Origin of the sequence: uncultured Maricaulis sp. (assembly GCF_905480005.1) — a bacterium.
GTDB lineage: Bacteria > Pseudomonadota > Alphaproteobacteria > Caulobacterales > Maricaulaceae > Maricaulis.
The window spans coordinates 1-13,062 of sequence record NZ_CAJQOO010000040.1 but is presented as its reverse complement, the minus strand read 5'-3'; the positions used below and the strand labels follow the sequence as shown (position 1 = coordinate 13,062).

The window sequence follows — 13,062 nt, the reverse complement described above, 5'->3', positions numbered from 1 at the left end:
GCTCCAGACGGCGCTATGACGGTGATAATCGAAATAAGCGGAAAGCGAGCGGCCATGCGCGAGCAAGCGGCTCGTGTGCCCGCCGACTGCCTCTGCATGATTTTGCTCGCATTCAGGCGCATGACGCCAATCTCCAACAAGATTTCACCGTCACCATGCCCAAACCCGACAATCCTGTCCAGCGCTTAAACGGTCGCCCCCTCACCCGGCCGCGTCATAAGCCTGTTTGAGCCAGGCGATGACCTCGGCGTCGACGGCCTCCTCGCTGTCCAGTCGAACCCGGTGGGTGCACATGGCGTTGAAAGAGCCGGAGGCCTCCAGACGGCCGGCCGGTTCGATGCCTTTCAGATTCAGCCCCAGATCGACCCGTGTCCTGGTGGAGGGCTGGACCAGACCGAATTGCTTGGCCCGTCGCAGCGAGACATAGGCCTTCTTGGGCGCCAGCTCGGCATCCCCGCCAAAGCCGGTCGCGGCAGACGCCAGCGCCTCATAGATCGGCCTCAGCCCGGCCTTCGGTCCGGCATATTGCGCCTCGACGAGATCCGTTGCGGCGGCCGGCGCAGAGACGACGCGGCCCTTCACTTCATGCGCCACAAGATTGGCGAAGCCATGGGTCATGCCGTGCTCGGACTTGAGCAGCTTGACCATCTCGCCATGCTTTTCCAGCCCGCTCGCCTTGACGATCGCCACCCAGTCGGCGAGTGGCTTGCCGGTCTTTTCCGGCATGTTGGCAATCATGGACCGCGCCATGTCTTCCGGTGATTGCGCCATGATCAAGCCTCCTCTTTGACGGAATTCTCGGACAGGTCCGGCGCGCGCTCAAGCGGCCAGTTGGTCGACAGCGCGGCCTTCGGTGTCATGGGCGCCATCAACGAGAACATGAAGAGCATCATGCGCCCACCCATCGTCGCCTTGCCGGTCTCCACCAGCGCCTTGAGATTTTCACAGATAAACTTCGCGCCCTGCGCCATCTGCTTTTCGGACTTCGAGACCGGATCAGACGCGGCATGCTCATTGATGAGGGTGAATTCGACCCCGCCATCCACCGGCTTGAGGACGTAGCGCACGATCGAAACCGGATCATCCGAGGTGGTGAAGCGGAAGGTGTGGGCATAACGGTGCGGCGGTTCGAACTCGATCACCTTGCCCATGACCAGGGTGTGCTTGCCATCCGGCGTGCGCATGGCAAAGGCCGCGCCCTCGCCCAGGCCGGGCGTGTCATACTGTCCGTTGAAGAAGAACGGCATGGGCCGGTCGGTCCGGATCAGTTCCGACCAGACCTGGTCGATACCGGCCTTGATGATGACCCGGTACATCGAGGTTCGCACCTCGCCGGACATGTGTTTGGCAGCAGCCTCTGTCATGACATTTCCCCCTTGTTGCGAGCGTCGGTATCCGCCTTATCATCGCGCCCCTCGCGAGCGCGCCTTTGTTCGGCAAGATATTTGATATCCAGCATGCGACCGGCCCACAGGGCCGAATACTCACTCGTCCAGCGATCATGGATCATTTGGATCGGCACGGCATTCATGTAGAGATGGCGGGTCCGGCCGCGCTTGTCGGAAATGACCAGGCCGGCCTCCTCCAGCACGGAAAGATGACGCATCACCGCGATCCGGCTGACATCGAAACGGCTGGCAACCGCGCCCACCGAAATGCCCGGATCATCGCGCACGATGTCCAGCATTTCGCGCCGCGTCGCATTGGCGAGCGCCTGGAAAACCGCATCCATGGAAGCCGGAGATATCATTTCATCCTCATATGTAATGATCATGTTACCTATTGGGGCGCGCGGCGCAAGCAGAAACAAGCGATCCCAAAAAGCTTCATAATTTCAACTGCTAACCGCCAGGGACCAACGACGCTCCGGGCCAGCGGCTCTCCGGGAGGGCGCACGCACGGGCAAGGCGCCCTGATTAATGGCGGCACACACCCGTTTCGCACCCACCCCGCACCCGGTCAGGCCCGGCAAGCAGACTGCGACCACGCCTTTCGGCTCAGCCCATCTCAGTGCCGGGAGCCGGGGCGGGTTTGTGAACCTGCCCGAACCAGCGACTTCCCCTCACCCCCGGCAGCGGGTCGGGATGAGGGTGAAAACCCGGCCTCCGCGCGACGCCTCCCTGATCCGTCCTCTGGCGCACCGTCTACCCAGGCCGATGGAAGACGCGGCGACGGTGAAAGCGCGCGCCCATCTTTCGCAGTGCAACATTTCGCTTCCATCAGCCACGCGAAGCGGGTTGTATGTTACCGATAACGGCGCGCTGCCTCGCGCGCGCCACCCCTGACTCTACCGGGAGACGCCGCGTGCCCACCGAAAAACTCCTCATCGCCAATCGTAGTGAAATTGCCATCCGCATCATGCGGGCCGCCACCGAGCTCGGCCTGCGGACGGTCGCGATCTATGCCGAAGAGGACAAGCTGGCCCTGCACCGTTTCAAGGCGGATGAAAGCTATCGGGTCGGGGCCGGGCTGGGTCCGGTGAAAGCCTATCTCGATATCGAGGGCATCATCGCCATCGCCAGGAAGTGCGGCGCGACCCTGATCCATCCCGGCTATGGATTCCTGTCGGAAAACCCGGACTTCGCCGAAGCCTGCGCTGCGGCCGGTCTGACCTTTATCGGCCCCTCACCCGATGTCATGAAATCACTCGGCAACAAGGTCGCCGCCCGCAATATGGCGGTCGAGGCCGATGTGCCTGTCGTGCCGGCAACCGGCCCCCTGCCCGACGGCGAGGACGATTGGGCGAAACGGGCGGATGAGGTGGGCTATCCGCTCATGCTGAAGGCCAGCTGGGGCGGCGGCGGTCGCGGCATGCGCGTGATCGAGAATGCCGACCAGCTGCATGACCAGGCCCGGGCCGGACGCCGGGAGGCCGAAGCGGCTTTCGGCAATGGCGAGGTCTATCTGGAAAAACTCATCCGCAAGGCACGCCATATCGAGGTCCAGATCCTCGGCGACAGCCATGGCAATCTCGTCCACCTGTTTGAGCGTGACTGCACGGTCCAGCGCCGCAATCAGAAAGTCGTCGAGCGCGCGCCGGCGCCGGACATGGCTGCAGAGACCCGAAGCGCCATTTGCGAGGCCGCCCTGCGACTGGTGCGTCATGCCGGATATTGCGGCGCCGGCACGGTGGAGTTCCTGCTCGATGCCGAAACCGGTAAATTCTACTTCATCGAGGTGAATCCGCGCGTCCAGGTCGAGCACACCGTGACCGAGGAGGTCACCGGGATCGACATCGTCCGGGCCCAGATCCAGATCGCCCGCGGCGGCCATATCGGTATCGAGTCCGAGACCGGCGTCCCCGAACAGTCGAAAATCGTGCTGCACGGTCACGCCCTGCAATGCCGGGTCACCACGGAAGACCCGCAGAATAATTTCACGCCGGATTATGGCCGCATCACCGCCTATCGGGGTGCCACCGGTTTCGGTATCCGGCTTGATGGCGGGACCGCCTATTCGGGCGCTGTCATCACCCGCTATTTCGACAGCCTGCTGGAGAAAGTCACCGCCTGGGCCGCCACGCCCGAGGAAGCCGTGCGCCGCATGGATCGGGCCCTGCGCGAGTTTCGCATCCGCGGCGTCTCGACCAATATCGCCTTCCTGGAAAACGTCATCAATCACCCGGACTTCGTCTCGGGCAATATCACCACCCGCTTCATCGACACCACGCCGGCCCTGTTCGACTTTCCCAAGCGCCGGGACCGGGCCACCCGTCTGCTCGGCTATATTGCCAATGTCTCGGTCAACGGGAATCCGGAAGTCGCCGGACGCCCGCTGCCGCCCGCCCATGCGGTCATTCCGGTTCCGCCCGCCAGCACCGGCAAGGCACCGGACGGCACCAAGCAATTGCTCGACCGGCTCGGACCGGAAGGCTTTCGCGACTGGATGCTGGCCCAGGAGCGCGTGCTGATCACCGACACGACGATGCGCGACGGCCATCAATCCCTGCTGGCAACGCGCATGCGCTCGCACGACATGGTCACCGTGTCGGACGCCTATGCCGAACACCTCTCACAGCTCTTCTCGGTGGAGTGTTGGGGGGGTGCGACGTTCGATGTCGCCTTGCGCTTCCTGAAGGAGGATAGCTGGGACCGTCTCGCCGATCTGCGCGAACGGATGCCGAATGTGATGCTGCAAATGCTGCTGCGCGCCTCCAATGCCGTCGGCTACACGAATTATCCCGACAATGCGGTTGACCTGTTCGTCCGCCAAGCGGCCGAGACCGGTATTGATGTCTTCCGCGTTTTCGACAGCCTCAATTGGGCGGACAACATGAAAGTCGCCATGGAGTCCGTGCTCAAGACCGACCGGCTTTGCGAAGCGGCGATCTGCTATACCGGCGATCTCGGGCATCCCGAACGGCCCAAATACCAGCTCGACTATTATCTCGGCCTCGCCCGCGAACTCAAATCCGCCGGCGCCCACATCATCGGCATCAAGGACATGGCCGGCCTGTGCCGTCCCGCCCAGATCCGCACCCTGGTGAAGGCGCTGAAGGACGAGACCGGCCTGCCGGTCCATTATCACACCCATGACACCTCCGGCATCGCCGCCGCGACCGTCTTGGCGGCCTGCGAGGCGGGCGCTGATGCCGTCGATGCGGCGATGGACAGTTTTTCCGGTCTCACCTCCCAGCCCAATCTGGGCTCGATCGTCACGGCACTGGGCGACACGCCGCGCGCCAGCGGTCTCGATCCCGCCGTCATTCGCCGCTTCTCGGATTACTGGGAGGATGTGCGCACCCAATATGCCGCCTTCGAGCCTGACCTCCGCGCCGGTGCGTCAGAGGTTTACCTGCACGAAATGCCCGGCGGACAATTCACCAATCTCAAGGAACAGGCGCGCTCAATGGGGCTCGCCGAGCGCTGGCATGAGGTCGCCAAGATGTATGCCGCGGTGAACATGATGTTCGGCGATATCGTCAAGGTGACGCCCTCCTCCAAGGTGGTCGGCGACATGGCGCTTTACATGGTCTCATCCGGCCTGACCCCGGAGGATGTGCTCGACCATGAGACCGAGATCAATTTCCCCGAAAGCGTGATCGGCCTCCTGCGCGGCGATCTCGGTCAACCGCCCGGCGGCTGGCCTCCCGCTCTGCAGGCCAAGGCCCTGAAGGGCGAGATGCCAGTCACGGGACGCCCGGGCCAGCATCTCGAGCCGGTCGATTTCGACGCGGTTCGCAAGACCCTCATGGGTCATGGCGAGCGCAGCGTGAACGATAATGATCTGTGTTCCGCGATCATGTACCCCAAGGTCTTCGCCGATTATGAGGATCACCGCCGCGAATTCGGACGGGTCGACCGCCTGCCGACGCCGGTCTTCTTCTACGGCATGGAACCGGGCGAGGAGATCTCCGTCGATATTGATCCGGGCAAGGCGCTCAATATCCGCCTGATGGCCATGGGCGAACCGAATGATCACGGCGAGCGAGAGGCCTTCTTCGAGCTCAATGGCCAGCCGCGCGTTGTCCGCGTCGACGACAAGTCGGTCGCCTCGACCGTCATCGCCAACGAGAAGGCGGACATGGCCAATACGGCGCATATCCCTGCACCGATGCCGGGCCTGATCGCCACGCTTGCCGCCAAGGAAGGCGAGACCGTCAAGGCCGGCGAGCTGCTGATGACGCTGGAAGCGATGAAGATGGAAACCTCGATCACTGCGCCGCAGGCCGGCACGGTGAAACGCCTGCCCGTCAGCGCCGGGACCCAGGTCGACGCGAAGGATCTGCTGGCGGTGGTGGAGTAAGCGGGCGGGCTCTTCTCCCCGGGGAGAAGGTGTCGCGAAGCGACGGATGAGGGGGATCAACTCGGACGGCACCGGGGCTCCCCCCTCACCCGGCCTCCGGCCACCCTCTCCCAAGGGAGAGGGAACACGTTGTTTAGCGCGCGGCGCTCTGCGCGGAGCCATCCATAGATCACTTGTCAGCCAGCAGGCCGTATCCGCTTCTTCAGCTCAAGGGTGGAACCGCGAAGCGGCGCCTGCGGCGCCCTTGACCTGAAGAAGCGGAGACGGCGAAGTCTCGGCAAGCGGTCCATGGTGCGGTGCGCGCCAGCCGCTCGGCCCTATCGAGCGCGACTGGAGAGGGCGGCGATGAGCAGACATGACAGCAATAGCAGGTCCAGCGCGTTGAACACGAAATCGATGACAGGCGCCGTACCGCCGAGAAGGAATTCATATTCCACGAACATGGAAGCGATCAGCCACAGCGAGAAGTCGAGCGCGGTGGCCAGGAAATAGACCAGTAGCGCCTGACCTGGATTTCGGGGAAAACGCCAGGCTGCGATCAGATATCCCAGCACATAGCCAAACCAGAGAAACAGGAATGGCAGGCGGACAATGCCGACGAACTGGCCGATGGCGCCGTCGACAAATTGCAGCCACGGCACGCCGCCACGATAGCCGATCAGAACCAAAAACAGGCCAAAGGCCCAGAGTGCTCGAACCCACAGAACCACCGACAGCACCCGCGCGGCCGGTGAACCCTGATCAATGCGCAAATGTATCGACTTGGCCATTGCCCCTCACGCCCGGACCATTCGGTGAAACCCTAATTTTTATATCACCTTGAAACCAGTGTGTGCGCCCGGTTTCGACGTCAGTGGCCGGCCTTGCCAGCCATGCGCTGGATGAAGCCCTGCAACCGCTCCGGCTCGATGACCGGCGGCATGTGGCCGCGCGCCTCCATTGTCTCGACATCGGCATCGGGTAGAGCGGCCGTCAGGGCCTCGATCTGCTCGGAGGCCGAGAGGATGCGGTCGTCCATGCCGTAAAACAGACCAACCGGCAGGTCGATCTCGCTCAGGCGCGCAGTAATGCTGCCCATGTCGATGCCCACGGCATGCATGTCGGTCGCCGCGGCATAAAAGGCGTTCGGGCGAAGCGACAACAAGCCACCGCCCTTGAAACGGAAATCCTCCGGCGCCGCATCCGGTCCGAAGACAATCGCCAGTGTCTTGGCGCCACTGCGGATGGACATCGGGACAGCCAGGGTCTCGGCGATGAAACGGCGCATCCCCGGATTCGCGACATTGATGCCCGAAAAGGCCTCGGACGGCGTCTCCGGCGCCGTGATGAGCGCCGAGACCAGCGCCAGTCCGCCAACCTGATCGGCATGGTTCAGCGCCAGGGCCAGCGACACGGCCCCGCCCAGCGAATGCCCGACGAGAAGCGGCTTCTCGATGCCCTCCTTGGCCAGCATTTCGGCGATCATGCGGGCCTGCTCGGGAATGCGCGCCTGCTCATCACTGTCGCGCTCGGACCAGCCACAACCCGGTCGGTCGATGGCAATGGCGCGATACCCCGCCTCGGCCAGTCGATCGACCATCGCGTAGGAAAAATTGTGCAGATTACCGGCCAGGCCATGGATCATCACGACCGGGCGCCCCTCGCCCTTTTCGATCCAGTGCAGCCGCCCGCCCTCGACCTCTGTGAAATGCCCCTTTGGGGGAATGGCTGCTGCCGCCTTGGCCGCGACCGAGTGCGAAAAGCGCCAGGCCACGAGAAGTCCGACCAGGACCAACCCGATAATGCCGCCAATGACGGAAAGGATGATGGTGAGCATGAACTACCCCTGTGACGGCGTTTTGGAACCGGACCGGCGCGAGCCGATGATGGATTGCATCAGGGACCAATAGCGGGTCGGAAACAGACGCTCGAACCACATCATTGTGTGGGCATCCCGGCCGACGAGAATGCGCGGCTTCTTGCGGGCCACACCGTCGAGGATGATGCGCGCCGCCTCGGCTGGCGGCATGACCAGCAGGCGCTGGGTCTGCTTCTTGCCCGCCTCGATCTCGGCCGCGCTGGAATTCGGCGGCGGTTTGGCACTGGCGGCGATATTGGTGGACACACCGCCGGGATGCACCGTGGTCACGCCAATGGTCGATCCGGCGAGCTCGTGACGCAGGGCGTTGGAAAAACCCTTCACCCCGAACTTGGCCGTCGAATAGGCCGCTTGCCCCGCCGGTGCGACGATCCCGAAAATGCTGGAAATATTGATGATATGCGCTTCCTCGACGGCCCGGAGGCGAGGCAGGAAGGCGCGGGTCATTCGGATGACGCCATAGAGATTGATATCCAGGAGACGCTCAAAGTCGGCCATGTCGACCTCTTCAAACAGGCCGCCCAGGGCAATACCGGCATTATTGATCAGAAGATGAACCGGCTCACCGGCCGTCGCCACATCCCGGGCCAGGCCGGAAATCGCCTCGGCGTCCGCCATGTCGACGACATGCGTCGTGACGCGATGGCCCGACTGGCGCAGCGGCGCTGCGACGGCCTCCAGCCCCTCGGCATTGATATCGGCCAGGATCAGATGCGCACCGCGCGCGGCCAGTCCAGCCGCCAGCGCGGCACCGATACCACTGGCTGCCCCTGTGATCAGGGCTGTACGACCGGAAAATTCGAAACGCCGGCTCATTCGGCCGCCGCCTTCATGGCTTCATCCGACACCGGATCCGGTGCCCTGGAGAAATTCATATAGCCATCCTCGAGCTTGCCGAAGCGAATGGTGAGCATGTCCTGGACATAGTTCTGATAGGTCTTCCAGGGCGCGCGATCACCTTGCTTGGGAAGGTGCGCGATGGCGCGCTGGACATAGCCGGACGAGAAGTTCAGCAACGGCTCCGGCGTGATGTCAGCGGGCACTTGCGGGACAGCGATATCGGTGCCGGTCTTCTTCATGTGATTGAGCATGCGGCAGACGCGTTCGCAGGTCAGATCGACCTTCAGCGTCCAGGAGGCATTGGTATAGCCGAATGCGAGCGCCAGATTGGGCACATCGCCAAGCATCATGCCGCGATAGGTATAGAGATCCGCCGGATCGATCACCGCGCCGTCGCGCGAAATCTCGGCCCCGCCCGCCAGCTGCATTTCCAGACCGGTTGCCGGCACGATGATGTCGGCATCGATATGTTCGCCCGAGACGAGCTGAATGCCGGTTTCGGTGAAACGCTCGATCTGGTCGGTGACAATGTCCGCCTTGCCGGATCTCAGCGTCTGGAAGAAGTCGCCATCCGGCGCCAGGCAGAAGCGCTGGTCCCAGGGATTATAATTCGGCGTGAAATGCTTCTCGACATCGAAGCCCTCGCCCAGCTCGTCCTTCACCGCCTTGATGACCGCCTTCTTGACGACATTCGGCCAGCGCTGGGAGAGCTGATAAACATAGATGGAAAGACCGATATTCTTGATGCGCGCCAAAAGGTAGGCGAGCTTGGCGGGCAGCGCCTTGCGCAAGGTTTCGGCGATCGCATCGCGTGAGGGACGCGCGGCGATATAGGTCGGCGAACGCTGCAGCATCGTCACATGGCCCGCGGTCTCCGCCATGGCAGGAACCAGCGTCACGGCGGTAGCGCCAGAGCCGATAATCACGACTTTCTTGCCGGCATAATCCAGCTCGCCATCCCAGTGCTGGGGATGCGCGATGGCGCCCTTGAAATCATCATAGCCCGCAAATTCCGGCAAATAGCCCTGCTTGTAGCGGTAATAGCCCGAACACAGCATGACGAAGCGCGCCGTGAAGACTTGCGTGTCACCATTGGCATCGGTCGCGGTGACCGTCCAACGCGCGGCGTCACTCTCCCAGTTCGCCGAAACCACGGTGTGACCGAAATGGATATGTTGGTCGATCCCGTTTTCGCTGGCCGTGTCGCGGACATATTGGCGGATGGACGGACCGTCGGCGAAGGCCTTGCCACCCGTCCAGGGCCGGAAGGCATAGCCGAATGTGTACATGTCACTGTCCGAACGAATACCCGGATAGCGAAACAGGTCCCAGGTCCCGCCGATCGCGTCGCGCGCCTCGAGAATGGCATAGCGCCGGCCAGGACATCGGGTCTGCAGGTGATAGGCAGCGCCAATACCAGACAGGCCAGCCCCGACAATCAGGACATCGAGATCGTGATCGGACATGTTTCCTCCGTACCGCATCTTCGGTGGGAGAGAAAAGTGAACACCGTTTTCTTTTCTGCGCAAGAGGCGGTTGCGCCCTGATCAGGTGAAGTCCGGGCCGTCGGCATCGAGTCCCAGCACCTGTGCGCGCAAGGCCGCGGCCCAGAACAATCCGCCGAGCCCGACCAGAACATCCCCGGCCCGGCAGAGGCGCCGCGCCGCCGCAAGCGAGGCACCAGCATCCTCGCAAACCGCCAGTACCTCGATTTCGGGTCGCAAGTTTCTGACCCGCTCGCCCAGCACCTGCGGGGCAACACCCTGATAGCCCGCTCCGATGATCACCCGGTCGAAATGCGGCAGGATGCGCGCCAGCATGCCATCGACATCCTTGCTCTTCGACAGGCCGAGAAGAAGGACGGTCCGGCCGACATCCAGAATGTCGGCAACGGCCTCGATCGCGGACCCGACCGCCGCCGGCGTATGACCGACATCTATCAGCAGAGGCGGTTGTCCCGGCAGGACTTCCAATCGACCGGCGCACCGCGCCCGCGCGAATGCCGATCTCGCAAGAACGGGCCAGCGCGCATCCGCGATATCGGGCCTCACGGCGCGGGCCAACTCAAGCGCCAGGAGCGCATTCTCGGCCTGTCGGGCGCCAAGCAGATTCAGGCTAAAGTCAAACTCGCCCTGGCGCGCGTGGATGGTTGAAACCTGCTGTCCGGACACCGCATCCCGTCGCCTCACCGCAGTATAGCTGGCCAAGGCGTCCACAAGCTCCCGACCGTCTGACGCGCAAGCGCTCTCCAGGTCCGCGTGGACATCATCAAAGCCGCGCCCCAGGAAAACCCGAGCGCGCGGTGGGGCAGCGTCCAGCTTGTCGAGCGCAATGGCCTGGCGCGTCTCACCAAGCAGGGCAGTATGCTCCAGATCCAGGCTGACGATGGCCGTGACCGGTGCCTGCAACAATCGACAGGGATCATAGCGCCCGCCAATGCCTGCCTCGATCACAAGCCGGTTACAGGCCGCCGCGTCGAAGAGACAAAGCGCCGTGAGAAACCAGGCCTCGAACTCCCCGAACTGGTCCTCGGGGTGATCGGCGACATCCGCCTTGATTGCCGCTGCCACACGCGCTTCTGCAGCGGCCAATGGCCCGTCACCAACCGGCAGGCCCTGCACGCAAAACCGCTCGTTGAAAGCGAAGAGATGCGGGGAGATAAAGCTTCCGACATGCTCGCCCGCCTCGGCCAGAAGCGCCGTCAGAAGGCTCGCCGTGCTGCCCTTGCCATTACTGCCGGTGATCACGACGGCGCGCTGGCCCAACGCGGCGAGGTCCAGGTCCAGCCGGGCTGCCAGCCGCGCTGTGCGAACCAGGCCCGGGCCGGCGCCGAAGCGAGGCAGGTCGAGCGTTGTCCGCCTCATCCTGCGCTGCCCAGGGCCGCCGCCAGGATGTCCGTCCATATCTGCCTGGCGAGCGCCGTCTGACCCAGCTTCTCCAGCGAGGCGAAGCTGGGATTGGCGTTGACCTCGAGGACGCGCGGCGGGTTGCCCTTGGACCAGAAGAGATCGACACCGGCGACGTCAAGACCCAGGGCGGCGGTCGCGGCGATGGCAAGCTGGGCTGGCTCGGCCTCCGCCTCCACGCGGAAATCGACCGGATGTCCGCCTGTTGCGAGATTGCGCCGCCCGGGCAATTCCAGCCAGGCGCCGTCGCCCGATATCGCCTCCGCGCGCCGGCCTGCATGCTCCAGCGCCGCCACAAACTGGCCGTGCGGAATCGGGCTCAGCGCCTCCCGCTTCAGATCGGTATTCAGCCGCTCGAACACAGCCTGCCAGGACTCGTCCGCCGCTCCGGCCAGCCCGCCCTCGGCCTTGCGGTATTGAAACCGCGCCTGACCACCGACGACGAGGACGCGGTATTCCGGCGCATCAATGACGGGCTGTACGACGATCTGGTCATGGCGCCGGGCCACACGCCCCAGATAATCCGCGAGTGCGGCGCGATCGGCGACAGTTTCGGCGAAGTCGCCATGGGCGCCACGATTGGGTTTGACAAAGAGCGGGAAGTTCATCCGGTCCGCGCGCGCCAGCAAGTCTTCACCCTCGCGACCGGGCGCACGCAAATGTCGGCGCGCGCTTTCCAGAAAGACCAGCTCGGTCGGGATGCTCGACAGACCCGCCGCCACCAGCGCGGCATGGGTGAAAGACTTGTCCCGGGCGATCGAGTAAGCGCTGGCCGGATTGGTTGGATAGGCGCACACCGCGCCGCTGCCTGACAGGACTCGCCGCCCCGCATCTTCCACTGCGAAGAGATAGCCTGCGCCACCATCCAGATCGGCATAGCGCCAGCCCTGCTCCGCGCAGACCTGCGCCACCATGCGGGCATTGAACGGTCGGGATACCGGCCGGGAATCGGGTTGGGAGCGTGACGCCATGCGGCTTTGTACCGAGCCGACCGGACCGCGCCTAGTCTCGGCAGTCGCGCGCTCCTGCGCGCCGGTTCACGCTGCACCGCCGCAAAATGTATGGGTGAAATACATACCGAAGGGTCGATTTTGTCGCGAACTTCCCTACCTGTTGGGCCAGTTCATTTCGCGAGGATCACCGCATGACCGCCACTGACGCTCTTTTCCGCCCCTTCTCCCTGGGCTCGCTCACCCTTCCAAACCGGATCGTCATGGCACCGATGACCCGGTCCAAAAGCCCGGGCGGCGTGCCCGGACAACCGGTCGTCGATTATTATCGCCGCCGGGCCGAGAATGCGGTCGGCCTGATCATCACCGAGGGAACAACGGTCGACCGCCCCGGCGCCAGTTTCGACCCGGCCATACCGAATTTTCATGAGGCCGACTCGCTGGCCGGCTGGAAAACCGTCGTGGACGCGGTCCACGCCGCCGGTGGCAAGATCGCGCCGCAGCTCTGGCATGTTGGCCTGGCCCGCAAGCCGGGCACCGGCCCTCACCCTGAAGCCAAGTCCGACAGCCCGTCCGGCATCGTCCCCGGTGGCAAACAGGTCGGCGAAGCGATGAGCGCCGAGGATATCGCCGATACGATCGCGGCCTTCGCCAAGGCCGCCAAGGCGGCCGCCGAAATCGGCTTTGACGCCATCGAGCTGCACGGCGCCCATGGCTATCTGCTCGATCAGTTTTTCTGGGACGGCATGAATCAGCGCGATGA

The 13,062-nt window shown here is 63.7% G+C and carries 10 protein-coding genes and 1 pseudogene; 2 read left to right on the top strand and 9 right to left on the bottom strand.

The features are described from left to right. Window positions 1–201: 201 nt before the first annotated feature. The 3 genes from QZ266_RS04855 to QZ266_RS04845 are packed head-to-tail and all read right to left on the bottom strand — an operon-like array spanning window position 202 to window position 1,750. Window positions 202–771 carry a DUF4287 domain-containing protein gene (locus QZ266_RS04855; protein ID WP_295692093.1) on the bottom strand — a complete coding sequence of 190 codons (570 nt, stop codon included), beginning with the start codon at window positions 769–771 and terminating at the stop codon, window positions 202–204. 2 nt (window positions 772–773) lie between these two features. Next, complete coding sequence (locus QZ266_RS04850) at window positions 774–1,364, bottom strand: SRPBCC domain-containing protein (RefSeq protein ID WP_295692091.1); 591 nt, start codon at window positions 1,362–1,364, stop codon at window positions 774–776. Continuing rightward, entirely contained in the window at window positions 1,361–1,750 is a 390-nt protein-coding gene (locus QZ266_RS04845; protein WP_295692089.1) for a helix-turn-helix transcriptional regulator, read from the bottom strand. Before QZ266_RS04845 ends, QZ266_RS04850 begins: the two co-directional genes overlap by 4 nt. A 554-nt stretch (window positions 1,751–2,304) precedes the next feature. On the opposite strand from QZ266_RS04845, the gene QZ266_RS04840 reads away from it, so the two are divergent. After that, window positions 2,305–5,745 carry a pyruvate carboxylase gene (locus tag QZ266_RS04840; RefSeq protein ID WP_295692088.1) on the top strand — a complete coding sequence of 1,147 codons (3,441 nt, stop codon included), beginning with the start codon at window positions 2,305–2,307 and terminating at the stop codon, window positions 5,743–5,745. A gap of 317 nt (window positions 5,746–6,062) precedes the next feature. Here QZ266_RS04840 and QZ266_RS04835 read toward each other — a convergent pair whose 3' ends face one another. The 6 genes from QZ266_RS04835 to QZ266_RS04810 form a co-directional block, all read right to left on the bottom strand. Continuing rightward, on the bottom strand, window positions 6,063–6,515 hold the full coding sequence (locus QZ266_RS04835; RefSeq protein ID WP_295692087.1) for a hypothetical protein: 453 nt from the start codon (window positions 6,513–6,515) through the stop codon (window positions 6,063–6,065). 80 nt (window positions 6,516–6,595) lie between these two features. Continuing rightward, complete coding sequence (locus QZ266_RS04830; RefSeq protein WP_295692086.1) at window positions 6,596–7,561, bottom strand: alpha/beta fold hydrolase; 966 nt, start codon at window positions 7,559–7,561, stop codon at window positions 6,596–6,598. A gap of 3 nt (window positions 7,562–7,564) precedes the next feature. Next, the gene (locus tag QZ266_RS04825) at window positions 7,565–8,419 is read right to left on the bottom strand and encodes an SDR family oxidoreductase (RefSeq protein WP_295692085.1); all 855 of its coding nucleotides are present in this window, start codon (window positions 8,417–8,419) and stop codon (window positions 7,565–7,567) included. Next, a complete protein-coding gene (locus QZ266_RS04820) occupies window positions 8,416–9,909 on the bottom strand; it encodes an NAD(P)/FAD-dependent oxidoreductase (protein ID WP_295692084.1) in 1,494 nt (497 codons plus the stop codon). The genes QZ266_RS04825 and QZ266_RS04820 overlap by 4 nt, the downstream gene beginning before the upstream one ends. A gap of 81 nt (window positions 9,910–9,990) precedes the next feature. After that, window positions 9,991–11,307 (bottom strand): cyanophycin synthetase, encoded by a 1,317-nt coding sequence (locus tag QZ266_RS04815; RefSeq protein WP_295692083.1) that lies wholly within the window; start codon window positions 11,305–11,307, stop codon window positions 9,991–9,993. Beyond that, complete coding sequence (locus QZ266_RS04810; RefSeq protein WP_295692082.1) at window positions 11,304–12,320, bottom strand: hypothetical protein; 1,017 nt, start codon at window positions 12,318–12,320, stop codon at window positions 11,304–11,306. The genes QZ266_RS04815 and QZ266_RS04810 overlap by 4 nt, the downstream gene beginning before the upstream one ends. Window positions 12,321–12,493: 173 nt before the next feature. On the opposite strand from QZ266_RS04810, the pseudogene QZ266_RS04805 reads away from it, so the two are divergent. Next, window positions 12,494–13,062 (top strand): annotated as a pseudogene (locus QZ266_RS04805) (12-oxophytodienoate reductase); the annotation flags it as partial.

What these genes read in the sequence shown, in the direction of transcription:
- QZ266_RS04825 (WP_295692085.1), bottom strand. Translation starts at nt 8,419, where the DNA reads ATGAGCCGGCGTTTCGAATTTTCCGGTCGTACAGCCCTGATCACAGGG.
- QZ266_RS04810 (WP_295692082.1), bottom strand. Translation starts at nt 12,320, where the DNA reads ATGGCGTCACGCTCCCAACCCGATTCCCGGCCGGTATCCCGACCGTTC.
- QZ266_RS04830 (WP_295692086.1), bottom strand. Translation starts at nt 7,561, where the DNA reads ATGCTCACCATCATCCTTTCCGTCATTGGCGGCATTATCGGGTTGGTC.
- QZ266_RS04820 (WP_295692084.1), bottom strand. Translation starts at nt 9,909, where the DNA reads ATGTCCGATCACGATCTCGATGTCCTGATTGTCGGGGCTGGCCTGTCT.
- QZ266_RS04815 (WP_295692083.1), bottom strand. Translation starts at nt 11,307, where the DNA reads ATGAGGCGGACAACGCTCGACCTGCCTCGCTTCGGCGCCGGCCCGGGC.
- QZ266_RS04855 (WP_295692093.1), bottom strand. Translation starts at nt 771, where the DNA reads ATGGCGCAATCACCGGAAGACATGGCGCGGTCCATGATTGCCAACATG.
- QZ266_RS04850 (WP_295692091.1), bottom strand. Translation starts at nt 1,364, where the DNA reads ATGACAGAGGCTGCTGCCAAACACATGTCCGGCGAGGTGCGAACCTCG.
- QZ266_RS04845 (WP_295692089.1), bottom strand. Translation starts at nt 1,750, where the DNA reads ATGATATCTCCGGCTTCCATGGATGCGGTTTTCCAGGCGCTCGCCAAT.
- QZ266_RS04835 (WP_295692087.1), bottom strand. Translation starts at nt 6,515, where the DNA reads ATGGCCAAGTCGATACATTTGCGCATTGATCAGGGTTCACCGGCCGCG.